We start from the raw sequence: 22,650 nt of genomic DNA, 5'->3' as shown, positions 1-22,650 counted from the left end.
CGGCGAAGGAGTCCCGGTGTCGGAGAGCGGACAAGGGAGCGGCCAGCAGGCGGCCCCGCAGGCCGGTGCGCCGTGGGGTCCCGACCCGGCGTACCCGCAGCCCCCGCAGAACCCGGGGCAGCCGGCCTACGGCTATCCGCCGGCGCCGGCCCCGTCCCAGCCGGGTCAGCCCGCGTACGGCTATCCGCCGCCGCCGGGGCAGCCGACACCCGGGCACGTCGTGGGACCCGGCTACGAGGGGCCGGGGGAGCCGCACGGGTACGGCTACCCGCCGCTGCCCGATGCGGCCACGCAGTACATCCCGCCCGTTCCGGCCGGGCCCGGTTCTGGTGAGGGTGCCACTCAGTACATTCCGCCGGTGCCGGCCGGGCCGGGGCAGCACGAGGCGGCGACGCAGTACATTCCGCCGGTTCCGGCTGCGCCCGGGCATCATGAGGCGGCCACGCAGTACATTCCGCCGGTGCCGGCGGCCCCCGGGCAGCACGAGGCGGCCACCCAGTACATCCCGCCCGTCCCGGCTGCGGCCGGTTCTGGTGAGGGCGCCACTCAGTACATTCCGCCGGTGCCGGCCGGGCCGGGGCATCATGAGGCGGCGACACAGTACATCCCGCCGGTTCCGGCTGCGGCCGGTTCTGGTGAGGGTGCCACGCAGTACATTCCGCCGGTTCCGGCTGCGTTTGGGCAGCACGAGGCGGCCACCCAGTACATCCCGCCCGTCCCGGCCGCGCCCGCGCACGACGAGGCCGCCACCCAGTACATCCCGCCCGTCACCGACGGGTTCGACGCGCTGTTCCGCGGGGAGGGCGCCGACGACGGGCAGACCCGGCAGCTGCCGCCCGTACAGGAGCCGGTACTGCGGCAGCCGCCGCCGCGGGGCTATCCGCCGCGCGGGCAGCACCCCGTACCACCCCAGGCCCGGCCGCAGCAGGCGCAGCAGCCCCAGCAGGCGCAACAGTTCCAGCAGCAGCAGCAGCAGCCGCAGTACGCGCCGCCCCCGCCCCCACCGGAGACGTCCCGGCGCGTGCCGGTCGGAGTGATCGCCGCCGTCGTCATCGGCCTGGTCGTCGTCGGGCTCGGCGTCGGCGCGCTGCTCAGCGACGGCAAGCAGCAGAACAACGACCCCGCGGCGGCGGCCGCGACGCCCGGCGCCGGAAGCTCGGCCTCCGCGGCCGACCAGGCACCCGTGGATCCGGCCCGGTCCCAGGCGGTCCAGCTGGACAAGCTCCTCGCGGACAGCAACGACAGCCGGGCCGCCGTGATCCGCTCGGTCGACGACATCAAGGGCTGCCGCAACCTCGGCCAGGCGGCGAACGACCTGCGCGACGCCGCCCGCCAGCGCGAGGAGCTCGTCACGCGCCTCCAGGACACCAAGATGGACAAGCTGCCCGACAACGTGAAGCTGGCGGCCGCGCTCACCAAGGCCTGGCAGTCCTCCGGGTCCGCCGACAACAACTACGCGGCCTGGGCGGACGAGACCGCCGGCGACAAGAAGGGCTGCAAGGACGGGCAGGCCAAGAACACCGGCCACGCCGCCGAGGGCAACAAGGCGAGCGGTGAGGCGACGAAGGCGAAGGAGTCGGCCGCGGGCCTGTGGAACGCGATCGCGGCCAAGTACGGCCTCACCAAGCGGGACAAGTCCCAGCTGTAGCCGGGGGCCGGCCCCCGGCGCCTACGCCGCGCCGGGCGCCTGTTCCAGGGTCTGCGTCATGTCCATGGACTGCTCGCCCTGCTGGGCGACGAGCCGGCCCGCCTGGACGACCTGGAAGGTGACGCGCCCGTTCACGATGCGCGGGAAGCCGGCGACGGCGCGCATGTCCTTGTAGCGCCAGCTCAGGTCCGGGGTCAGCCCGCCGGTCTTGACGGGCTCTTCCTGGTTCAGCTTGCGCGCCACCGTGCGCGCCGTGATGTCCTCGCCCGACTTGAACCGCTTCAGGGTCTCGCTGAGCACGGTGTACGCGATCCAGGTGGTCTGCGTCCCGCTGTCGTCCGGGTCGACGGCGTCGTTGCCGAAGGCGTGCTCGGAGATCACCTTGCGCATCGGTTCCCACAGTGCGTCGGCCGCCACCGGGTACCAGCTGGTGAGGTACGCGCCCTCGAAGGGGCTCTCCTTGCCGCCGGTGCGGTCGACCACGGCCTGGCTGACACTGCCGAGTACCGAGGAGATCTGCGGGTTCTTGTGCTTGGCGTCCTCGCGGCGGAAGGCGTCGAAGAAGGTCTCCGTGCGCTCGCCGAGCACGGCCGTGACGCAGCCCCGGTCCTTGCCGCCGGAGGAGTCGGCAAGTGCCTCGCGGGCCTGCGGGACGTAGTTCGAGGAGTCCTCGGCGGCCCGGATGTCGCTGGCGTCGGGCATCTTGTTGGCCTTCAGGCCGGAGTTGAGCAGGATCGGCATGGAGTCGCCCGCGAGGGTGTCCGGGCGGACGATGGCGACCTGGCTGCAGGCCCGGCCCAGCTGGTGTCCGGCACCGGCCAGGAGAACGGGCTGGCCACCGTTGACGGGGTAGGAGAGGGTGCTCTGGAACTCCTCGGAGGAGACCCCGTAGCCGCCGATGAAGGGGATGCCCTCGGCTTCCAGCGGGGCCATGAAGGCGCGTCCGTGCTGGCTGTACGAGCCGACGACCGCGACGGCCTTCTCGTCGATGGCCTTGCGGGCGCAGTCGGCGGCGCCGTTCGGGGTGTTCTTCTCGTTGCAGGTCAGTACGCGCAGTTTGTGCCCGTTGATCCCGCCCTTGGAATTGACCCAGGCCTCATAAGCCTTGGCCATGCCGGGCATTCCGGGCATATTGGTCGCGTTGGTGTCCTGCGGCGCGAAGGTCATGACCGTCAGGGTGTCCCCGGAGCCCCCCGGGCCTCCGGGGAGTACCCCGCATCCGGCGACGAGACAGGTGCCCATCGTCGTTGCCACCAGGGAGCGCGAGAGAAGAGCCGTGCGTCGCCATTCGGTCATGTCCACGCACACTTCCGCCCCGCGGGTAACTGGAGAGTGAGATGGACACAACAAAGGGTGACGTGAAGGTGAATTGCCGGAGAGCGATGCGCACAGGTGCTTCAAGATCGCACAATCCGTGAACGTACGATCGCAAGCGTGACATTCGCCCAAGGTTCGAAGAACTCTTCCCGCCGCGGCGGCCGCTCCTCCACCATGGGCGGCATGCCCCTGAACGACATGCCGTGGTGGCGCTGGCGCAGCAATGTGCGCTCGGCGCTTCACATGCTCTCCGACCCGGTCTTCCACGAGGAGACCTGGCTCGCCGGTGCAGAGGGGTACGGGGACGTCACCGACGCCGTGTACCGCCTCGTCGAGGACACCTGGCTCGACAGCTGGTCCGCGGACAAGTACGTCGGCACGATCTTCCGCGACTCCCAGGAGGCCGCGCTCGTGGACCTCGCCGTGCTGCGGGTGCTGCGGATCCTGCACCAGGTCGGCCCCGACGCCCCCGTCTCCGCCTACCTGGAGCACCACGCCTGGCCCGAGGCGGTACGCGCCGCACGCGAGGCGCACGTACGGCTGGCCACCGCGGACGGGGACGAACCGGACGCTGCGCCGCGGTCGCTGGAAGTGCTGAGGATCCTGACCCGCGCGGTGTGAAAGGCTGTGGGGTCATGAGCGACGACCCGCAGGCCCAGGCCCCCCAGCAGTACGTACTGACCCTGTCATGCCCGGACAAGCAGGGCATCGTGCATGCCGTGTCCAGTTACCTGTTCATGACCGGATGCAACATCGAGGACAGCCGTCAGTTCGGCGACCACGACACGGGCCTCTTCTTCATGCGGGTCCACTTCTCGGCCGACGCTCCGGTGACGCTGGACAAGCTGCGGGCCAGCTTCGCAGCGATCGGCGACTCCTTCCGGATGGACTGGGAGCTGCACCGCTCCGACGACCGCATGCGGATCGTGCTGATGGTGTCGAAGTTCGGGCACTGCCTGAACGACCTGCTGTTTCGTACGAGCATCGGCGCGCTGCCCGTCGACATCGCGGCCGTGGTCTCGAACCACACCGACTTCTCCGAGCTGGTCCGCTCGTACGACGTCCCCTTCCACCACATCCCCGTGACGAAGGAGACGAAGGCGGACGCGGAGGCGCAGCTCCTGGAGCTGGTGCGCGCCGAGAACGTGGAGCTCGTGGTCCTGGCCCGGTACATGCAGGTGCTGTCGGACACCCTGTGCAAGGAGCTGAGCGGGCGGATCATCAACATCCACCACTCCTTCCTGCCGAGCTTCAAGGGCGCGAAGCCCTACCATCAGGCGCACGCCCGCGGTGTGAAGCTGATCGGCGCCACCGCGCACTACGTGACGGCCGACCTGGACGAGGGGCCGATCATCGAGCAGGAGGTCGAGCGGGTGGGCCACGAGGTGACTCCCGACCAGCTGGTGGCGATCGGGCGCGACGTGGAGTGCCAGGCGCTGGCCCGTGCGGTGAAGTGGCACAGCGAGCACCGCGTGCTCCTGAACGGCACCCGCACCGTCGTCTTCGCGTAGCACCTGCCGCACCTGCCGCACCGGTTCGGCCCGACGGGCCGAACCGGGACGGCGCGCGCCCTAGAGGCGGCTCAGGGACGCCGCCGCGAAGAGGACGTCGCGGATGGCTTCGCGGTCGCCGTGCTGGCCCACTGCCGCCTCCTCCGGGGAGATGTGCCCCGCGGCCAGCTGGCAGAACTCGGCGCCGTCCAGCGCGATCCGCGCCACCGTGTGCTCCGGGGACGGCTTCGCCGCCGGGGAGTCCAGGGCGATGTCCCAGCTGCCGCCGCCGGAGCCCTCGATCTCCAGGTGCAGGGTCCGGCCGGGTGCGCCCGCCGCGACCAGGCTCCGGGCCGGGGCCGCCAGGCCCGCCCGCCGCCGGTGGGCGAGCGCGCTCGGCAGCAGCCGCGCCGCCAGGTCGATCATCCGGTTCAGGTTCGGCCCGGACGGCGGGTCGTACGGGTAGTCGACCGCCTCCGCGATGTCCCACGCGTGCACCCAGCACTCGAAGGCCCGCTCCAGGAACGCGTCCCCGAGCGGCAGCGCGAAGGACCCGTAGTCCACCGCCAGTTCCCCGACGCTCCGCCCCGCGAACGACACCGTCCGCACCAGCGTGTGCCCCTGCTCCCGCCACGGCTCGCGGATCTGCCGGGTGAGGGGCTGTGCGGCGGAGCTCCAGTAGTGCTCGGTACGGTCCGTCGCGTCGACGGGCGCCGCAGGGCCCAGCGGGTCGTCCAGGCCCAGGGCCGTCGCGATCAGCCCGTCCACCGTGAGCAGGTGCCCGATCACCCCGGCCACCGTCGTCCGGCGGGTCCGCTGGCACTCCTCCTCGAACCACTTGAGCCGTACCGGGGTCTGCCACTCCGAGTCGCCGAAGTCCCGCAGCAGCGCGTCGAGCCGGGCGGTCTCCGTGTCGTACGGGGTCGCCCACCCCGGCACCGGGATCCGGGCCGGCCGCTTGCCGAGACAGTCCTCCAGCACCCGGGACCGCAGCAGCGGCTTGAGGTCGAGGCTCTCCTCGGGGTGCAGCAGCCCCACCGCGTCACGCAGCCGCAGCGCCTCCTCCGCGCAGGGCGCGCACTCGGTGAGGTGGTCCTCCACCGCCTGCGTCTCCTCGGCGGAGCACGCCGCGAGCGCCCACGCGCCCAGCAGGGACTTCAGTACGGCATGGGTCCGTGGCGGCTGCGGCGGCTGTGGCGCCGGCTCGGGCGGTGCGTCGGGCCAGGCGTCGGGCAGCGGATCCGGTGCGTGCCGCGGGTCGAGGTCATCTGCGGCCCCGCGCGGACCCGGTATGCGCGGCGGACCCTCGGGGCGCTGCTCCTCGTATCCGTCGGCGGGCGGGTCGGCGGGGCCGTTCATCGGGGCGTTCCATATCCGGGCGGGCCGTATCCGGGCAGGGCGGCGTCCTCCTGCGGGAGGACGTTGGCGGTCGACAGCAGTTGGAGGCCCAGGCGCAGCCGGCGCCGGGCCTCGTCCTCGCTGATCTGGAGGTCGGCGGCGGCCTGCCGGTAGTCGCGGCGCTTGAAGTACGCGAGTTCCAGGGCGGCGCGCAGCGGCGCGGGCATGGAGGTGACGATGTAGTCCGCGCGGGCGGCGGCGCTGGCACTGCGCACCTTCTGTTCGAGCTCCTCGCGAGAGCCGCGGCCCAGTTCGGCCTGGCGCAGCCGGGCCACGGCCTGGCCCTGGGTGATCCGGGCGACCCAGGAGCGCATGGAGCCCTGCTTGGGGTCATACGCTTCGGGGTTCTGCCAGATGTAGCCGAACACTTCGCGCGTGATGCGGTCCGCCGCCTTCTCGTCGCCGAGGACCCGGTGCGCAAGGCTGTGCACGAGCGAGGCGAAACGGTCGTACAGCTCTCCGAGCGCGGCTGCCTCGCCGCGGGCGAGGCGCTGCTGCATGCGGCGGTCCCAGCGCGGTGGTACGTCCTTCGGCATAACTGCCCCCAGCCGTGTGTCGACGCATCGAATGTAATGGGCACTGACGGGTTCGCGCCCGTTTTGGGGGAACCCGGCCCTGGAAGAGTGCCCTGCGTGATAGGTGGGATGCGCGCTGTGAACCGTGGGACGCGGTGCGGCACGTGGGCACAGGTGTGCGCGCCCTGCCGCGCTCCCCGTGCGCGGGTTCGATGCGGCCACCTGCTTGACGACTTCGCTTAACGGGCAGGCCACGTAGGGCTTACGCTCCTGCCTTGTCTTGAACTGCACCCCACCGCACATGTGAAGGCGGAATACCGGATATGGACAGCGCAGAATACGAGCGCAAGATCGCCGCCCGATTCGCCACCTTCGACCAGGACGGGAACGGCTATATCGATCGCGAGGACTTCAGCGCGGCCGCGAAGGCGGTGCTGGCCGAATTCGGCACCACCGCGCGGTCGGACAAGGGCCAGGCCGTCTTCGCGGGCGCGGAGGCCTTCTGGCAAGGGATGGCCGGGATCGCGGACGTCGACGGGGACCAGCGGGTGACCCGCGAGGAGTACATCACCGGGGCGGCGAAGCGGCTGCGGGACAACCCGGAGCGGTTCGCGGAGATCGCGCGGCCGTTCCTGCGCGCGGTGATCGCGGTGGCCGACGAGGACGGCGGCGGCGCGACCCCGGCGGCGGCGACCCGCGTCCTGCACGTCCTGGGCACCCCGGCCGAGCTGGCCGGGGTGGTGGCGACGGCCCTGGACGGCGACGGCGACGGCCGCATCTCGGAGGACGAGATCCTGTCGGCGTTCGCGGCCTACTGCGGGGTCGAGGCCCCGGACGCGTAGCCCCCAACCCCGGACCGCCGTGCGGCCACCCCGCCGCACGGCGGGTCCGCGTGCCCGGCCGGCCGGTCGGACCACGCTGGTGATCAGGTCCCAGCCCGTGCTGAGCTGTCCTTCGGTCAGGCCGGTGAAGCTGCCGTTGGTGTCGATCCGGGCGGTGGCGATGGTGCCGTCGTCCGCTTGGTAGAAGAGCAGTTCCCCGGACACCGTGACTCCTTGGTCGTCGGGAGGGTGTCGCTCTCCCGCGTCCCCAAGAACCGCCGGCTCGGCCGTGGTCACGGGAGGATGTCTCATCTACGACGCCCTTCCCGGCCCCGGCCGTGGCGAGAGCGCCCGGGAGTCTCCTCCGGCCCGCCACCACAAGGAGTTGCCGCTTCAACGGGAGACCGTTCAACGGCCGATCCGGTTAACCGGAGACCGTTCAACCTCACCGGCGGTAAGGACGGTCCGGCGCCCGTCCTGGCCGGCGGCCGGACTACGCGTACCGCTCGCGCAGCTTGTACTTGAGGACTTTGCGCAGGGCGTCGTTGCGGGGGAGGGCGTCGACCAGTTCCAGCTGTTCGGGGAGCTTGTGCGGGGACAGGCCCTGGGCGCGCAGGTGTGCCGTCAGCTGCGGCAGGGTCAGCGGGGCCGCGTCCGGGGGCTGTTCGACGACCGCGCAGACGCGTTCGCCGCGTTCCGGGTCGGGGAGGCCGATGACGGCCACGTCGGCTATCGCCGGGAGCTGGTGGAGCAGGTCCTCGATCTCCTTCGCGGAGATGTTCTCGCCCTTGCGGATGATGACGTCCTTGCTGCGGCCCGTCAGGACCAGGTAGCCGTCCTTCGTGAGGTGGCCGAGGTCGCCCGTGATCAGGTAGTCGTCGGCGTCGAAGACCTCGGACCGGGCGTCGCGGTTGAGGTAGCCCTGGCAGACCGCCTCGCCGCGCAGCCGGACCTCGCCGTCCGTGTCCGGGGGGAGCGGCTCGCCGTCCGGCGTCGTGATGCGGATCGTCATGCCAGCCGGGGGGCGGCCCTCCGTCGTGGCGAGGTGTTCCGCGGTGTCGTCCGGGGCGCCCATGGTGATCATCGGGACCTCGGTCATGCCGTAGCCGTGGGTCAGCTGGCATCCCAGTTCGCGGACGACGGCGTGGTAGATCTCCGGCGGCTTCGGGGCGCCGCCCCCTGCGAGCAGGCGCAGGGTCGGGATGAGCGGGACGCCCGGGGCCTTGCGCTGCTCCGTGAGGAACATCGAGTAGAAGGCCGTGGAGCCGCCCGCGACCGTGACCCCGTGGCGCCGGTAGCCGGCCAGCGCGTCCGGCATCGCGAACTTCTCGAAGAGGACCGCCGGGAAGCCGTAGAGCAGCAGCATCACCGTGTAGTCGGGGCCGGCGATGTGGGCGAACGGGAAGGCCATCGAGCCGACGTCGTCCGGCGACAGGTGCAGGGCGTGGGCCAGGCAGGAACCGCCCGCGATGAGCGACCGGTCGGTGTGCAGGACGCCCTTGGGGTCCGAGGTGGTGCCCGAGGTCCAGTAGATCCAGCGGACGGAGGTGCCTTCCGCGGGCGGCGGGGGCAGGGTGGCCGGGTCCCCGTCCGGGAGGGAGTCGTAGGCCTCGAAGATCCCGCGCGCGCCGAGCCGCTCGGCCATGGCCGTGTGGTCGAAGCCCCGCCAGACGCCCGGGACGGCGAAGAACTCGGCCCGGGACTCGCGCAGCGCGAAGCCGACCTCGCGGTCCCGGTAGAAGGGGATCACCGGGGTCTGGACGGCCCCGATCCGGGCCAGGGCGAGGGAGAGCAGGACCGTCTCGATCCGGGTGGGCAGTTGCCAGGCGACGACCGTGCCCGGGCGTACGCCCATCCCGTACAGGCCCGCCGCGACGCGTTCGCAGCGGTCGCGCAGCTCGGCGAAGGTGAGGGTGCGGTCGTCGGCGGGGGCGTCGGCCGCCTCGATCAGCACCGGCGCGCCGGGGGTCAGCGCGGCCCGCCGGACGATCAGCTCCCACAGGGTGGGGGACCGGCCCAGCCGTACCGCGGTGTCCCTGCTGCCCGCGCTTCCCGTTGATTGCGTGCTGTCCGTGCTGTCCGTGCTGCCCGACATCCCAGGCCTCCCCTTGGCTGACGGTACGTCAGATCAAGCGGAGAGCGTAGGGCTCCGGCGCTTGTCGGTCCAGGGGTGGCGGAGCTAGCTTGTTTCTGACGATCCATCAGATTCATTCGGCTTGCGGCGAGGGGAAACCATGGAACTGCCTCGGATCATCAGCGTCGACGACCACGTCATCGAACCCGCACACCTCTTCGACGTCTGGCTGCCGGCCAAGTACCGGGATCGCGGGCCCAAGCCGCTCACCGCGGGCATCGGCGAGCTCGCGTACACGGGCGGCAAGTACGTGATCTCCATGGACCCCGACGGTCCGCCGACCGACTGGTGGATCTACGAGGACCTGAAGTTCCCGTACAAGCGCAACATCGCCGCCGTCGGCTTCGACCGCGACGACATGACCCTCGAAGGCATCACCCGCGAGGAGATGCGCCGCGGCTGCTGGGACCCCAAGGCGCGCCTCGCCGACATGGACCTCAACCACGTCGAGGCCTCCCTCTGCTTCCCGACCTTCCCGCGCTTCTGCGGCCAGACCTTCGCCGAGGCGAAGGACAAGGAAGTCGCCCTCGCCTGTGTGCGCGCCTACAACGACTGGATGGTCGAGGAGTGGTGCGGCGACAGCGGCGGCCGGCTCATCCCGCTCTGCATCATCCCGCTCTGGGACATCGACCTCGCCGTGGCCGAGATCCGGCGCAACGCCGCCCGCGGGGTCCGCGCGGTGACCTTCTCCGAGATCCCCACCTACCTCGGGCTCCCCTCCATCCACTCCGGCTACTGGGACCCCTTCTTCGACGTCTGCCAGGAGACGGGCACGGTCGTCAACATGCACATCGGGTCCAGCTCCCAGATGCCCGCCGCCTCGCCCGACGCGCCGCCCGCCGTCCAGGCCTCGCTCAGCTTCAACAACGCCATGGCCTCGATGATGGACTTCCTGTTCAGCGGGGTGCTGGTCAAGTTCCCGACGCTGAAGCTGGCGTACAGCGAGGGCCAGATGGGCTGGATCCCGTACGCCCTCGAACGTGCCGACGACGTCTGGCAGGAGCACCGCGCCTGGGGCGGGGTCCGCGACCTGATCCCCGAGCCGCCGTCCACGTACTACTACCGGCAGATGTTCTGCTGCTTCTTCCGCGACAAGCACGGCATCGCCTCGCTCGACGTCGTCGGCCGCGACAACGCCACCTTCGAGACCGACTACCCGCACGTCGACTCGACCTTCCCGCACACCAAGGACGTCGCCCTCGACCACGTGAAGGGCCTCGACGAGGAGACGGTCTACAAGCTGATGCGCGGCAACGCCATCCGCATGCTCGGCCTGTCCTTCGACCAGGACCGCAAGGGCCGCTGATGGACCTGACCCCCACCGCGGAGGAGCAGGACTTCCGGGCCCGGCTGCGTGAATGGCTCGGCAAGACGCTGCCCGAGCTGCCCGCCAGACCCTCCCCCGACGACTGGCCGGGCCGACGGGCCTACGACACCGGCTGGCAGCGCAGGCTCTACGACGCCGGGTACGCCGGCCTGCACTGGCCCGTGGACGCGGGCGGCCGCGGGGCAACCCCCACCCAGCACCTGATCTTCCTGGAGGAGACCGAGCGGGCCGGCGCCCCGTACGTCGGCGCCAACTTCGTCGGCCTGCTGCACGCAGGCCCGACCATCGCCGCCGAGGGCACGGCGGCGCAGCGGGCGCGCTGGCTGCCGCCCGTCCTGCGCGGGGACGAGGTGTGGTGCCAGGGGTTCAGCGAGCCCGGCGCGGGCTCCGACCTGGCCGCGCTGCGGACCCGCGCCGTGCGGGACGGCGACGACTACGTGATCACCGGTTCGAAGATCTGGACCTCGCACGCGGAGGTCGCCGACTGGTGCGAGCTGCTCGTGCGCACGGACCCCGTCAGCGAGAGCGTCCCCAAGCACCGGGGGATCTCCTGGTTGGCCATGCCGATGGACGTGCCCGGGGTGACCGTACGGCCGCTGCGCACGCTCGCCGGGTCGACCGAGTTCGCGGAGGTGTTCCTCGACGAGGTCCGGGTGCCCGTCGCGAACCGGGTCGGCGCCGAGAACGACGGCTGGCGCGTCACCATGGTCACCCTCTCCTTCGAGCGGGGGACGGCCTTCGTCGGCGAGGTCGTAGCCTGCCGCCGCACCCTGGGTGCGCTCGCGCGCACCGCGCGGGCGAACGGCCGCTGGGACGATCCGGTGCTGCGGCGCCGCCTCGGGCGGTTGTACGGGGAGTTCGGCGCCCTGTGGCGGCTCACACAGTGGAACGTCAGCGAGTCCCAGGCCTCCGGCGGGGTCCCCGGCGTCGGCGGCTCCGTCTTCAAGCTCGCCTACTCGCACGCCCGGCAGGAGCTGTACGACGCCGCCGCCGAGGTGCTGGGCGCGGACTCGCTCGCGCTGGACGAGGAATGGGTGCTGGACCGGCTCTCGTCCCTCTCGTACACGATCGCGGCGGGCACTTCGCAGATCCAGCAGAACATCGTCGCCGAGCGGATCCTCGGCCTCCCGAAGGGCCGGTGAGGGCCGTGGACTTCCGGTTGACCGAGGAGCAGCGGGACCTGCGGGCCGGCGTACGGGAACTGCTGGCGGGCAGGTACGGGCGCGAGGCGCTACGGGCCTCGGTGGACTCCGGCGGGGCCCTGGACCGGGAACTGTGGCGGCAGCTCGGTGAGGCCGGGTTCTTCGCCCTGCGGCTCCCGGAGGCGGACGGCGGGGTCGGGCTCGGGCTGCCGGAGGCGGTCCTCGTCTTCGAGGAGGCCGGGCGGGCGTTGCTGCCGGGGCCGCTGGTCGCCACGCACCTGGCGGCCGGAGCGGTCCCGGGAGCGGCGGCGGGCACCGCCGTGGTCACCGCGTTCGACCTCGGCGGGCCGCTGGTGGCCCACCTCGCGGACGCGGACGCGGTACTCGGTGCGGCGTCGCTCCCTCCGGGCGAGCCGGTGCGCTGCGCCGACCCGCTCACCCCGCTGCACCGGGTGGCCGCACCGGAGGGCGCCGGGGACGCGGCGGCTGCGGCAGCCGCGGCGGCCGCGTATCGGGACGAGGGCGCGCTGCTGACGGCCGCCCTCCAGGTCGGCAGCGCGCTGCGCACGGTGGAGCTGGCGGTGCGGTACGCGGGCGAGCGCGAGCAGTTCGGGCAGCCGATCGGGGCGTTCCAGGCGGTCAAGCACCTGTGCGCGCAGATGCTGGTGCGGGCGGAGGTGGCCCGTACGGCGCTCTACGCGGCAGCGGTGACCGCGGACCCGGCAGAGGTGGCCGGGGCCAAGATGCTGGCCGACGGGGCCGCCGTACGCAATGCCCGGGATTGCCTGCAGGTGTACGGAGGAATGGGTTTCACTTGGGAGGCCGATGTGCACCTGCACCTCAAACGGGCCTGGGTGCGCGCCGAGCAGTGGCGGACGGCGGGCGAGGCCGAGGAACTGCTCGCGGCGGAGCTGGCGGCCGTCGCAGAGTAGCTCGCTGTCACGGAACGGGGCACGGTCGGGACGACGCGGGACGCATGTCCGATTACAGAGAGTTGATATCGGTTTGTGTCCTTGGCCCGCCCCATTGCGGCCCGGAGACGGGGGCCTGCTCCGGTACGCTCCCGGGAATGCGAGCGGCCCAGCAGCGCGAGCGACGCGCAGTATGCACCATGCCTACTCCTTCGCGCTGGAATATGCCCGAAGCGCTTGTTGTGGTGACTGTATGTCAACCATGCTGCTCGGCAAGGGGATCACACTCGGTGATCCCGTCCTGTCGCGAGGCGAAGTGTCCGCCGGTTCGGATGGTGTGAGCGGTGCAGGTGCTTCAGGTTCAGCTGGAGGTAGGACCGGATCCCGCCGAGGTCGGCCGGGCCCGCCGCTGGGCGCGGTCCCGGCTGGCGGGGTCGGGCATAGGGGACGACGAACCGCTCGCCGAGACGCTGATCCTGCTGATCTCGGAGCTGGTGACCAACGCCGTCGTGCACACCGGCTGTCCGGCCGTCCTGCGGATGCTCTTCGGGGAGCCGGGCGTACGCGTCGAGGTGGCCGACACCAGCGCCCGCGGGCCGGCCCGGCGGCAGGCCGCCGGCGACGACACGGGCGGGCGCGGGCTGGAGCTGGTCGACGGACTGGCCGACCGCTGGGGCTGGCAGCGCGAGGGCGCCGGCAAGCGGATCTGGTGCGAGGTCGACCGCGCCGAGAGGCCCGGGGAGCGCGCATCCGAGCGGGGCGAAGGCTCGAACAGGGTGTGCGGGTCGACTCGGGAACCGCGCGTGTACCTCTAACGAGGTGTTGACGGTTCGTCAACTGTTGATCACCCTTGTACTGAGCGATTCGTCGCGAGGGGACGCCAAGGGCAGACCTTGACGAGTGCGGGTCGTGGGGTGGCGGCTGCCGTGCCGCGCTCGGGGCGCGCACGACCGTACGCCGCCACCCGCTGGACCGCGCCGCCTTCACCTGGGCGGCGTGACCAGCCCCATCTCGTACGCCTTGATGACCAGTTGCACCCGGTCGCGGGCGTCCAGCTTCGTCAGCAGCCGCGCCACGTGCGACTTGGTCGTCGCCACCGTGATGTACAGGTCCTGCGCGATCTCGCCGTTCGACCGGCCGCGCCCCACGAGGGTCAACACCTCCTGCTCCCGACCGGTGATCGCCGGGACCCGCTCGGGGCCGGGCGCCGCCCCCGAGACGAAGTCCGCTATCAGACGGCGCGTGACGCCCGGCGCGATGAGGGCGTCGCCCGCCGCGACCACACGGACCGCCGCGAGGAGGTCGTCCAGCGCCATGTCCTTCACGGCGAAACCGCTCGCACCGGCGCGCAGCGCCCCGTACACGTGCTCGTCCTCGTCGAACGTGGTCAGGATCAGCACGCGGGCCGCGCCCGGGCCGGCCGTGATCCGGCGGGTGGCCTCGATGCCGTCCATCTCCGGCATCCGGATGTCCATCACCACCACGTCGGGGGCCAGCTCGGCGGTCAGCCGGACCGCCTCGGCGCCGTTCGCGGCCTCACCCACGACCTCCAGATCCGGGGTGTCGGCCATCAGGACGCGCAGTCCCGACCGCACCAGGGGCTGGTCGTCGGCGAGCAGGACGCGGATGTCGCTCATCGCTTCTCCTCCCGTTCCGGGGCGGGCCCTCGTCGTTCCTGTTCCAGCGGCAGGACCGCCGCCACCCGGAAGCCGCCCCCCGGCAGGGACCCGGCCTCGAACCGGCCGTTCAGCACGGCGGTGCGCTCCCGCATGCCCGTGATCCCGAATCCGGCGCCGGCCGGGTCGTCTTCCGTGGCGCCCCGCCCGTCGTCGCTGATCTCCAGGGCCAGTTCGCCCGGCCCGTACGCGATGCCCACCCGGCAGGCATCGGCCCGCGCGTGCCGGACGACGTTGGTCAGTGCCTCCTGCACGATGCGGAACGCGGCCAGCTCGATGTCGGACGGCAGCGGCCGCCGGTCCCCCGACCACACCACGTCCACGCGTAGGTCCGTATCGCTCGCGGCGGTCGCGGCGAGCCGGTCGATGCCGTCCAGGCCCGGCGCGGGCGCCAGCGACGCGGGCTCGCTGCGGCGCAGGGCGACCAGTGTGCGGCGCAGGCCGGCCAGGGTCTCGCGGCTGGTGGCCTCGATGGCCTGCAGGGCCTGGCGGGCCTGCGCGGGCTGCGTGTCGATGACCCGGCTGCCGACCCCGGCCTGGATGGCGATGACGCCGATGCTGTGGGCGACCATGTCGTGCAACTCGCGGGCGATGCGCAGCCGCTCGTCGGTGAGGGCCTGCTCGGTGGCCCGGGCGTGCGCCTGCGCGGCGGACTCGCGGCCGCGCCGCACCGACTCCCCCATCAGCCAGGAGAGGACGACGATCGGCAGCTGGCTCTGGACGAGCGGGATCGACAACCCGCGCGCGGGCACGGCGAACTGGGCTACCAGCAGCACCAGGACGGTGACGCTCACTGCCGCCAGGGCCGTTCTCCGCGAGCGGGTGGCGGCGACTGTGCCGAGCGCGACCGCGGTGGGCAGCACCAGCGCGAGCGTGAGCCCGGGCGCGTTGGTCAGGAACAGCATGAGGTGGGTGGCGAGGAGCATCAGGCCGAGCGTCAGGAGCGGTGCCCGCCGCACCAGGAAGGCAGCGGTCGCCACTCCGAGGATGCCGATGAGCGGCCCCACGTCGAAGATCCGGGGCCCGATGCCGAGGGGGGCCTGCTGCGGTGCGAGGCAGGAGAGGGCGAAGGCGATCAGCCCGGCCCCCGTCCAGAGGGCCGCGGTCTGCCACCGTGACGCCGTCCGTCTCCCGCCCGTTTGCGCTGATGAGGTGTCCATGTCGCGACACTAACGACCGTTGCGGGCACCGGCATCGGCCCCGGGGATGCAGCCCGGAGGATGGTGCCGGCGCCCGGCGGGTGCCTCAGAGGACGGCCACCGGGGCGACCGGGGTGCCCACGCCGCCGACGAACGGCTCCGGCATGGCCGACAGCAGGAAGTCGTACCGGTTTTCTTCTGCACAGGCTGTGGACAACTTTTCGAGGTTCCAGTTCTGGCCCTGGTGCATGCCCATCTCGACCAGGTCCAGGGCGTGCACCGGCAGCCACAGGTTCTCGATCTCCGGCGGGAAGATCTCGAAGGTCAGGGTGTCATTGGCGACGGCCGCCACGTCCCGCGCGTGGAACCACTCGGGCGTACGGACGGACAGTCCGGGCGAGGGGAAGCCGTAGCCGTGCTTGTCGCCCGCCAGGTAGACCTGGATCTGCCCGGTCCGGACGAGAACGACGTCCCCGGCGCGTACGGTCACGCCGCCGAACTCCTCGGCCTGCGCCAGGTCCTCGGGGGTCACCGCGTGGCCGCCGGGCAGTCGGTCGAGGCCCTTCGCGGCGGCCACGTCCAGCAGGACGCCCCGCGAGACGATGTGCCCGGCCTTCTCGATGCCGCTGAACTCGGCGCGCCCGTGGGCCGTGACGGTGCCGGCCGGGCGGCCGTTGTAGATCTTCCCCGAGTGGGAGACGTGCGTGAGCGCGTCCCAGTGCGTCCCGGCCTGGAGCCCCATGGTCACGGCGTCGTCGCTGCAGGCCACCGTGCCCGGCCCGAAGAGCTCCTGGTTGATCTGCACCATCGTGTGCAGGGGGTTGATCCGGCCGGGGATCAGGCCGGCCTGGACCCCGTCCTCCTTGAGCGGGAGCGCGAGCGGGATCCGGCGGCCCGAGCGGACCCCTGCCGCGGCCGCCCGGACGACCTCGTCGGTGATCAGGTTCAGGGTGCCGATCTCGTCGTCAGCGCCCCAGCGGCCCCAGTTGTTGATGCGCTTGGCGATGTCGTGGAACTCGGGGGGCATGCCCATGGCCTCATCGGCTCCTTGTCGCGGGAGATGTGAACGGGGGCTTGTGCAGCCGCATCCGACTGCCCATAGAATCTAACGGTCCGTCAGAAAACGCGGGAAGGGGTCGGGCGTGGGGAACTTCTTGGCAGGCAAGGTCGTCGCCGTCACCGGTGCGGGCCGGGGCATCGGACGGGCCGTGGCACTCGCCGCGGCCGCCGAGGGCGCCAGGGTCGTCGTCAACGACTACGGGGTCGGCATCGAAGGCGGCGAACCCACCAGCGAGATCGCCGAAGCCGTGGTGAAGGAGATCATCGCGGGCGGCGGCGAGGCCGTCGCCGTCGCCGACGACATCTCCACCATGGCGGGCGGCCAGCGCATCGTCGACACCGCCCTCGCGCAGTTCGGCCGCATCGACGGCGTCGTGTGCGTCGCCGGCATCCTGCGCGAGCGGATGCTGTTCAACATGTCCGAGGAGGAGTGGGACCCCGTCGTCGCCACCCACCTCAAGGGCACCTTCACCGTCTTCCGCGCCGCATCCGCCGTCATGCGCCGCCAGGGCTCCGGCACCCTCATCGGCTTCACCAGCGGCAACCACCAGGGCTCCGTCGCCCAGGCCAACTACAGCGCGGCCAAGGGCGGCATCATCTCCCTCGTCCGCTCCGCCGCCCTGGGCCTGGCCAAGTACGGCGTCACGGCCAACGCCGTCGCACCCGTCGCCCGCACCCGCATGTCGGCGAACGTTCCCATGGAGCTCAAGGAGATCGGCGAACCGGAGGACGTCGCGGCCCTGGTCACCTACCTCCTCTCCGACAAGGCGGTCGCCACCGGCGGCGAGAGGATCACCGGGCAGGTCTACACGATCGCCGGACCGAAGATCGCCGTCTGGGCGCAGCCGCGCGAGCTGCGCGCCGGCTACGCCGAAGGCTCCTGGACACCGGAGAAGATCGCCGACTTCCTGCCCGGGACGGTCGGCACGGACCCGATGCCGATGCTCGCGCAGCTGGAGGCCATGGCCAAGGCGGCGGCCGCCAAGGACCGCCCCAACGCGTAGGGGAGCCCCGACGACATGGACTTCAGCTTCGGGCCCGACGACGAGGAACTGCGCGTCCGCGCCCGCGCCTGGCTCACCGAGCACCTCGTGGGCCCGTACGTGCAGGTCCTCGGCCGCGGCGGGCCCGGCAGCGAGCACGAGGGGATCGACGCCCGGCGCGCATGGGAACGCGAACTCGGCCGTGGCGGCTGGATCGGCCAGGGCTGGGTGACCGGTCCGGGCGAGGGCTACGGCAACCGGCGGCTCTCCCTCACCGGCCAGGTCGTCTGGGCCGAGGAGTACGCGGCGCTGCGCGCCCCCGGCCGGGTCGGCCACATCGGCGAGAACCTCCTCGCGCCGACCCTGATCGCGTACGGCTCCCCGGAGCAGCGGGACCGCTTCTTGCCCGCCATCGCGCGCGGCGAGGAACTGTGGTGCCAGGGGTACAGCGAGCCGGACGCCGGCTCGGACCTCGCGGGCATCCGTACGACGGCGGTGCGCGAACCCCGCCCCGGAACCGACGGCCCGTTCCGCGTCACCGGGCAGAAGATCTGGACCTCGCTCGCCCGGGAAGCCGACTGGTGCTTCGTACTGGCCCGTACCGAGCCCGGCTCCCGGCGCCACCACGGGCTGTCCTTCCTGCTCGTACGGATGGACCAGCCCGGGCGGGTCGAGGTCCGGCCGATCCGCCAGATGTCGGGGACCTCGGAGTTCAACGAGGTGTTCTTCGACGGGGCGGTGGCCGCAGAGGTCGTCGGCGGGGAGGGCAACGGTTGGACCGTGGCCATGGGGCTCCTCGCCCTGGAACGCGGGGTGTCCACACTGGTCCAGCAGATCGGGTTCGCGGCAGAGCTGGAGCGGGTGGTGGAGGTCTGCCTGGCCTCGGGCGCGGCGGACCCCGTACTGCGCGACCGCCTCGTACGGCAGTGGGCGGAACTGCGCACCATGCGCTGGAACGCCCTGCGGACCCTGGGCACCACCGGCGATCCGGGCGCCCCGAGCGTGGCCAAGCTGCTGTGGGGCGGCTGGCACCGGCGGCTCGGCGAGCTGGCCGTCGCGGTCCGGGGAGCTACGGCCTGCGCCGGGCCCGCGGACTGGGCGCCCGGCCTCCCGTACGAACTCGGACTCGACGAGGAGCAGCGCCTGTTCCTGTTCACCCGCGCCGACACGATCTACGGCGGCTCGGACGAGATCCAGCGGAACATCATCGCCGAGCGCGTGCTCGGCCTGCCTAAGGAGCCCAGGTGAGAGGCGTCGTGTTCGACGGCAAGCAGGCCCAGGTGGTCGACGATCTGGAGATCCGCGACCCGGGGCCGGGGGAGGTGCTGGTCGCGATCACGGCGGCCGGGCTGTGCCACAGCGACCTGTCGGTGATCGACGGGACGATACCCTTCCCGCCACCGGTGGTACTGGGCCACGAGGGCGCCGGGGTGGTGGAGGCGGTCGGGACCGGAGTGACGCACGTGGCGCCGGGTGATCACGTCTCCCTGTCGACCCTGGCGAACTGCGGGGCCTGCGCCGACTGCGACCGGGGCCGGCCCACCATGTGCCGCAAGGCGATCGGAATGCCGGGGCAGCCGTTCTCCCGCGGCGGGAAGCCGCTGTTCCAGTTCGCCTCCAACTCGGCCTTCGCGGAACGGACGATCGTCAAGGCCGTCCAGGCCGTGAAGATCCCGGCCGACATCCCGCCGACCTCGGCGGCGCTCATCGGCTGCGGCGTCCTGACCGGCGTGGGGGCCGTACTGAACCGGGCCGGGGTCGACCACGGCGAGTCGGTGGTCGTCATCGGCACGGGCGGCATCGGGCTCAACGTGCTCCAGGGCGCCCGGATCGCGGGCGCGGGCACCATCGTGGCGGTGGACGCCAACCCGGCGAAGGAGGCGGTGGCCCGGCAGTTCGGGGCCACGCACTTCATCGACGCCTCGGCCGTGACGGACTCCTCGGCGGCGGTCCGCGAGATCCTTCCGACGGGCACCGACCACGCCTTCGAGTGCGTCGGCAACGTCAAGCTGATCCGCCAGGCCGTCGACCTCCTCGACCGGCACGGACAGGCGGTCCTCCTCGGGGTGCCCGGCTTCAAGGAAGAGGCTTCCTTCCAGGTCTCGTCCATGTACCTCGACAAGACCATCATGGGCTGCCGGTACGGCTCCTCCCGCCCGCAGCGGGACATCGCCCTCTACGCCGAGCTCTACCGGCAGGGAAGGCTGCTGCTCGACGAACTCGTCACCGAGGTCTACCCGATCGAGGACTTCGCCAAGGCCGTGGACGACGCCCGGCACGGCCGCGTGGCCCGCGGGGTGCTCACGTTCTGACGCGGGGCGCCCGCTCCACCACCGGCCTCGCGGTCGGTGGTGGAGCGGGCGCCCCGCAGGAAGCCGGCGACCGGCACCTCCGGGGCGACCGGTCTCGTGATCAAGGTGTGCGGGGCTGCGGCCCGGTCACGGACTGAAGCGGCCGAAGCGGCCCTTGTGGAAGAGCAGCGGCTCGCCCTCCCCGGCCGCGCCCATGGCCTCGACCCGGCCGACCACGATCAGGTGGTCCCCGCCGGTGTGCACGGCGTGGATCCGGCAGTCGATCCAGGCGGGCACCTCGGCGAGTCGGGGCGACCCGGTCGCGGGGGCGGGGGCGTGGGCGACGCCGGCGAACTTGTCGGCGCCGCTCATCGCGAAGGCCCGGCACAGCTCGCCCTGCCCGGCGCCCAGGATGTTGACGCAGAACACCCCGGCGCGGGCGATCCGCGGCCAGGTGGTCGACGTACGGGCCACCATGAACGTGACCAGGGGCGGGTCCAGGGACAGCGACGCGAAGGACTGGCAGGCGAAGCCGGCGGGCCCGCCGCCGTCCTCGGTGGGCGGGGCGGTGATGACCGTGACACCGCTGGCGAAGTTCCCGAGTACTGCCCGGAATTCGGCGGGGCTGACGGGTGCGCGCTCGTCGTCTGCGACGGCCCGTAGGTCGGGGCGCGGCAGCGCGTCGACGCGGCCGTGGTCCGGGTCCTGCTCCGACGGGGCGGAGGTGGGGGAGCCGACTGACCTGAGGTATCGGACGACGGTGGCCGCCATCCCTGCGTGTCCCATCACGTTCCCGATTGAACCTGACGCTCCGTCAGATGGGAAGGGGCGCGGGCCGGGGACTCGGAAAGGCGCCGCGGGGCGTGTATCGTCCCCGCTGATTGAACATGTTCAATTCGTGGGAGTGGGGGCCATGGGGACACCAGAGGCGTACGGGCCGCAGCCGCGAACGCGACCGCAGCCGCTACCGCGACCGGTTCCGGCCGCGCGGGGCGGGAGGTGGTCGCACCTGGCGACCGGAGCCGAGCTGGCCTTCATGGCACAGCTCGTCGTGGCGGGCGCGGTCTTCCTCGCCACCGCCGGCATGCGCGACGACCACGGCATCGGCTTCGCGGGCGGCGTCCTCGCCCAGGCCCCCCAGGTGCTCCTCCTGGTCGTCCTGGCCGGGTACCTGCACTGGCTGCTGTTCAGCCTGCCGGCGATGGTTCTGGAGCGGCTCGTGGGGAACCCGCGGTGGGCGGCGGCCAGCTCGGCGCTGGGCGCCGCCGCGGTGTCCGCGGCGTACGCGTGGGGGGCCGTCTCCCTGTGGGGCGCCCCGTTCGGCTGGGCGGTGGCCTGGGTCGCGGGCGTCGGGGCGCTCCCGGTGACGGCGGCGTGGTACGCGCGCCACCGGCTCCTGCGGTGGGGCGCGATGGCAGCCAGGATCGGCGCCCTCACCGGGATCGCCCTGCTCCTCGCCCTGGTCGGCGGGTTCCTCCAGGAACGGACGCGCTGGCACGCGTACGAGCCGCCCCGGCTGGACCGGAGCCGGTACGTCGGGCAGTGGATCGGCGCCGGCGGCGCGTACTCGTTGCGGCTGGACGAGAACGGGGAGGCGGAGGCCGGCAACCTGGCGCTGGTACACGGGAACGCCAGGCTGTGGGACAACTGCTCGGGGACCGGGACGTGGACCTTCGAGTCGCAGCGCGGGGCCGGCCGCCCGGCAGCCGGGGGGCCGCGGGACCGGATCACCCTCTCGATCGCGGGCTGCGGCCCGCTGCGCGACTGGCAGGTGGCCGGCACGGTCGCCCGGCCGCAGCTGTTCGTCGTCACGGGCGACCCCGACGCCCGCTGGGTCACCACCTTGCACCGTCCCTAGTCGCGGCCCGCCGTTCGCCCGTACGGGTGAACCACTGCCCCGGCGGGACCCGTACGGCGGACAGCCCCCGGAGACGTCGGCATCGTGGCCCCCGGCCCGATCCACCCGATCCACCCCGTCATCCAGGAGGACCCGCATGCTCGGCACCGACTTCCGTCTCGGATCGCCCGTCTGGCTCGACCTCGGCAGCCCCGACACCGATGCTGCCGCCGCGTTCTACAGCGCGGTCTTCGGCTGGCAGTTCGTCTCCGCCGGGCCCGAGGCGGGCGGGTACGGGTTCTTCCAGGTGAACGGCAAGACCGTCGCCGCGCTCGGGCCGCTCACCGAGGAGGGGGCGAGTTCCGCCTGGATGATCCACTTCAAGGCCGACGACATCCAGGCCACGGTCTCGGCCGTACAGTCCGGCGGCGGGAAGATCCGGATGGAGCCCATGGACGTCATGGGCGAGGGCTGGCTCGCGCAGGCCACCGACCCGCAGGGCGCCGAGTTCGCGCTCTGGCAGCCCGGCAAGACCGCCGGGCTGGGGCTCGCCTCCGACGAGAACTCCCTGGTGTGGGCCGAGCTGCACGTACCCGACCCCACCGCCGCCATCGGCTTCTACAACGGCGTCTTCGGCTGGCGCAACCAGGAGATGGAGACGCCCGGGATGACCTACCGCGTGCTGAGCCTGGGGGAGGGCGACCAGCAGCAGACCTCGTTCGGCGGGGTCGCGCCGATGGGCGACGGCGCGGGCGGCGGGGTCGAGAAGCCGCGCTGGGTGCCGTACTTCAACGTCGCGGACGTCGACGCCACCGTCTCCGCGGCCAGCGGGAACGGCGGGTCGGTGCTCATGCCCGCGGCGGACGTGCCCGACGTCGGCCGCATCGCGTGGGTGGCGGACCCGGCCGGCGCCGCGTTCGCCCTGCTGAAGCCCAACCCGCAGATGTGACCGGACGCCGCGG

The 22,650-nt window shown here is 72.3% G+C and carries 21 protein-coding genes; 13 read left to right on the top strand and 8 right to left on the bottom strand.

Annotated elements, in window-relative coordinates; translation table 11 throughout:
- The first annotated feature begins 16 nt into the window (after window positions 1-16).
- The gene (locus OG974_RS19320; protein ID WP_371643871.1) at window positions 17-1,648 is read left to right on the top strand and encodes a hypothetical protein; all 1,632 of its coding nucleotides are present in this window, start codon (window positions 17-19) and stop codon (window positions 1,646-1,648) included.
- A gap of 21 nt (window positions 1,649-1,669) precedes the next feature.
- Here OG974_RS19320 and OG974_RS19315 read toward each other — a convergent pair whose 3' ends face one another.
- Entirely contained in the window at window positions 1,670-2,944 is a 1,275-nt protein-coding gene (locus OG974_RS19315) for an ABC transporter substrate-binding protein (protein ID WP_327283947.1), read from the bottom strand.
- A 195-nt stretch (window positions 2,945-3,139) separates the two neighbouring features.
- On the opposite strand from OG974_RS19315, the gene OG974_RS19310 reads away from it, so the two are divergent.
- Window positions 3,140-3,586, top strand: coding sequence for a hypothetical protein (locus OG974_RS19310; protein ID WP_327285688.1), 447 nt, complete (start codon window positions 3,140-3,142; stop codon window positions 3,584-3,586).
- Between the two features lie 14 nt (window positions 3,587-3,600).
- Window positions 3,601-4,476: a formyltetrahydrofolate deformylase gene (gene purU / locus OG974_RS19305; protein ID WP_327283946.1), complete on the top strand. Its 876-nt coding sequence runs from the start codon at window positions 3,601-3,603 to the stop codon at window positions 4,474-4,476.
- 60 nt (window positions 4,477-4,536) lie between these two features.
- Here purU and OG974_RS19300 read toward each other — a convergent pair whose 3' ends face one another.
- Both OG974_RS19300 and OG974_RS19295 read right to left on the bottom strand, forming a co-directional pair.
- Complete coding sequence (locus tag OG974_RS19300) at window positions 4,537-5,814, bottom strand: zf-HC2 domain-containing protein (protein WP_327283945.1); 1,278 nt, start codon at window positions 5,812-5,814, stop codon at window positions 4,537-4,539.
- Window positions 5,811-6,389, bottom strand: coding sequence for a sigma factor (locus OG974_RS19295; RefSeq protein WP_327283944.1), 579 nt, complete (start codon window positions 6,387-6,389; stop codon window positions 5,811-5,813). Before OG974_RS19295 ends, OG974_RS19300 begins: the two co-directional genes overlap by 4 nt.
- 302 nt (window positions 6,390-6,691) lie before the next feature.
- On the opposite strand from OG974_RS19295, the gene OG974_RS19290 reads away from it, so the two are divergent.
- Window positions 6,692-7,210: an EF-hand domain-containing protein gene (locus OG974_RS19290; RefSeq protein ID WP_327283943.1), complete on the top strand. Its 519-nt coding sequence runs from the start codon at window positions 6,692-6,694 to the stop codon at window positions 7,208-7,210.
- Between the two features lie 472 nt (window positions 7,211-7,682).
- Here the strand turns inward: OG974_RS19290 and OG974_RS19285 are convergent, their stop codons facing one another.
- Window positions 7,683-9,284 (bottom strand): class I adenylate-forming enzyme family protein, encoded by a 1,602-nt coding sequence (locus OG974_RS19285; RefSeq protein WP_371643868.1) that lies wholly within the window; start codon window positions 9,282-9,284, stop codon window positions 7,683-7,685.
- Window positions 9,285-9,423: 139 nt separating this feature from the next.
- Between OG974_RS19285 and OG974_RS19280 the strand changes: the two genes are divergently transcribed.
- The 4 genes from OG974_RS19280 to OG974_RS19265 all read left to right on the top strand — a co-directional run bounded on the left by OG974_RS19280 (window position 9,424) and on the right by OG974_RS19265 (window position 13,518).
- On the top strand, window positions 9,424-10,629 hold the full coding sequence (locus OG974_RS19280) for an amidohydrolase family protein (protein ID WP_329313826.1): 1,206 nt from the start codon (window positions 9,424-9,426) through the stop codon (window positions 10,627-10,629).
- Window positions 10,629-11,792: an acyl-CoA dehydrogenase family protein gene (locus OG974_RS19275; RefSeq protein WP_327283940.1), complete on the top strand. Its 1,164-nt coding sequence runs from the start codon at window positions 10,629-10,631 to the stop codon at window positions 11,790-11,792. Before OG974_RS19280 ends, OG974_RS19275 begins: the two co-directional genes overlap by 1 nt.
- 5 nt (window positions 11,793-11,797) lie before the next feature.
- Window positions 11,798-12,724 carry an acyl-CoA dehydrogenase family protein gene (locus OG974_RS19270; RefSeq protein WP_327283939.1) on the top strand — a complete coding sequence of 309 codons (927 nt, stop codon included), beginning with the start codon at window positions 11,798-11,800 and terminating at the stop codon, window positions 12,722-12,724.
- Window positions 12,725-13,047: 323 nt separating this feature from the next.
- Entirely contained in the window at window positions 13,048-13,518 is a 471-nt protein-coding gene (locus tag OG974_RS19265; protein ID WP_327283938.1) for an ATP-binding protein, read from the top strand.
- Between the two features lie 168 nt (window positions 13,519-13,686).
- On the opposite strand, the gene OG974_RS19260 is transcribed toward OG974_RS19265, so the two are convergent.
- From OG974_RS19260 to OG974_RS19250, 3 genes are all read right to left on the bottom strand, one after another.
- Entirely contained in the window at window positions 13,687-14,340 is a 654-nt protein-coding gene (locus OG974_RS19260) for a response regulator transcription factor (protein ID WP_327283937.1), read from the bottom strand.
- Window positions 14,337-15,539: a sensor histidine kinase gene (locus OG974_RS19255; RefSeq protein ID WP_327283936.1), complete on the bottom strand. Its 1,203-nt coding sequence runs from the start codon at window positions 15,537-15,539 to the stop codon at window positions 14,337-14,339. Before OG974_RS19255 ends, OG974_RS19260 begins: the two co-directional genes overlap by 4 nt.
- An 85-nt stretch (window positions 15,540-15,624) precedes the next feature.
- A complete protein-coding gene (locus OG974_RS19250; protein ID WP_329313822.1) occupies window positions 15,625-16,551 on the bottom strand; it encodes a cyclase family protein in 927 nt (308 codons plus the stop codon).
- Window positions 16,552-16,660: 109 nt separating this feature from the next.
- Between OG974_RS19250 and OG974_RS19245 the strand changes: the two genes are divergently transcribed.
- Genes OG974_RS19245 through OG974_RS19235 form a run of 3 tightly spaced genes read left to right on the top strand, consistent with a single transcriptional unit; the run spans window position 16,661 to window position 19,872 of the window.
- Window positions 16,661-17,581, top strand: coding sequence for an SDR family oxidoreductase (locus OG974_RS19245; protein WP_327283934.1), 921 nt, complete (start codon window positions 16,661-16,663; stop codon window positions 17,579-17,581).
- 15 nt (window positions 17,582-17,596) lie between these two features.
- Window positions 17,597-18,808, top strand: a complete 1,212-nt coding sequence (locus tag OG974_RS19240; RefSeq protein WP_327283933.1) for an acyl-CoA dehydrogenase family protein — start codon at window positions 17,597-17,599, stop codon at window positions 18,806-18,808.
- Window positions 18,805-19,872 carry a Zn-dependent alcohol dehydrogenase gene (locus OG974_RS19235; protein WP_327283932.1) on the top strand — a complete coding sequence of 356 codons (1,068 nt, stop codon included), beginning with the start codon at window positions 18,805-18,807 and terminating at the stop codon, window positions 19,870-19,872. Before OG974_RS19240 ends, OG974_RS19235 begins: the two co-directional genes overlap by 4 nt.
- A 126-nt stretch (window positions 19,873-19,998) precedes the next feature.
- Here the strand turns inward: OG974_RS19235 and OG974_RS19230 are convergent, their stop codons facing one another.
- Window positions 19,999-20,622 (bottom strand): flavin reductase family protein, encoded by a 624-nt coding sequence (locus OG974_RS19230; RefSeq protein WP_327285687.1) that lies wholly within the window; start codon window positions 20,620-20,622, stop codon window positions 19,999-20,001.
- Window positions 20,623-20,887: 265 nt separating this feature from the next.
- Between OG974_RS19230 and OG974_RS19225 the strand changes: the two genes are divergently transcribed.
- Both OG974_RS19225 and OG974_RS19220 read left to right on the top strand, forming a co-directional pair.
- Entirely contained in the window at window positions 20,888-21,709 is an 822-nt protein-coding gene (locus tag OG974_RS19225; protein WP_327283931.1) for a hypothetical protein, read from the top strand.
- Window positions 21,710-21,845: 136 nt separating this feature from the next.
- Window positions 21,846-22,637 carry a VOC family protein gene (locus tag OG974_RS19220; RefSeq protein WP_329313820.1) on the top strand — a complete coding sequence of 264 codons (792 nt, stop codon included), beginning with the start codon at window positions 21,846-21,848 and terminating at the stop codon, window positions 22,635-22,637.
- Window positions 22,638-22,650 lie beyond the last annotated feature (13 nt).

It is taken from the genome of Streptomyces sp. NBC_00597, from assembly GCF_041431095.1.
GTDB lineage: Bacteria > Actinomycetota > Actinomycetes > Streptomycetales > Streptomycetaceae > Streptomyces.
Note: the sequence above shows the minus strand (reverse complement) of the source record. Positions and strands in the feature narration are given on the sequence as shown.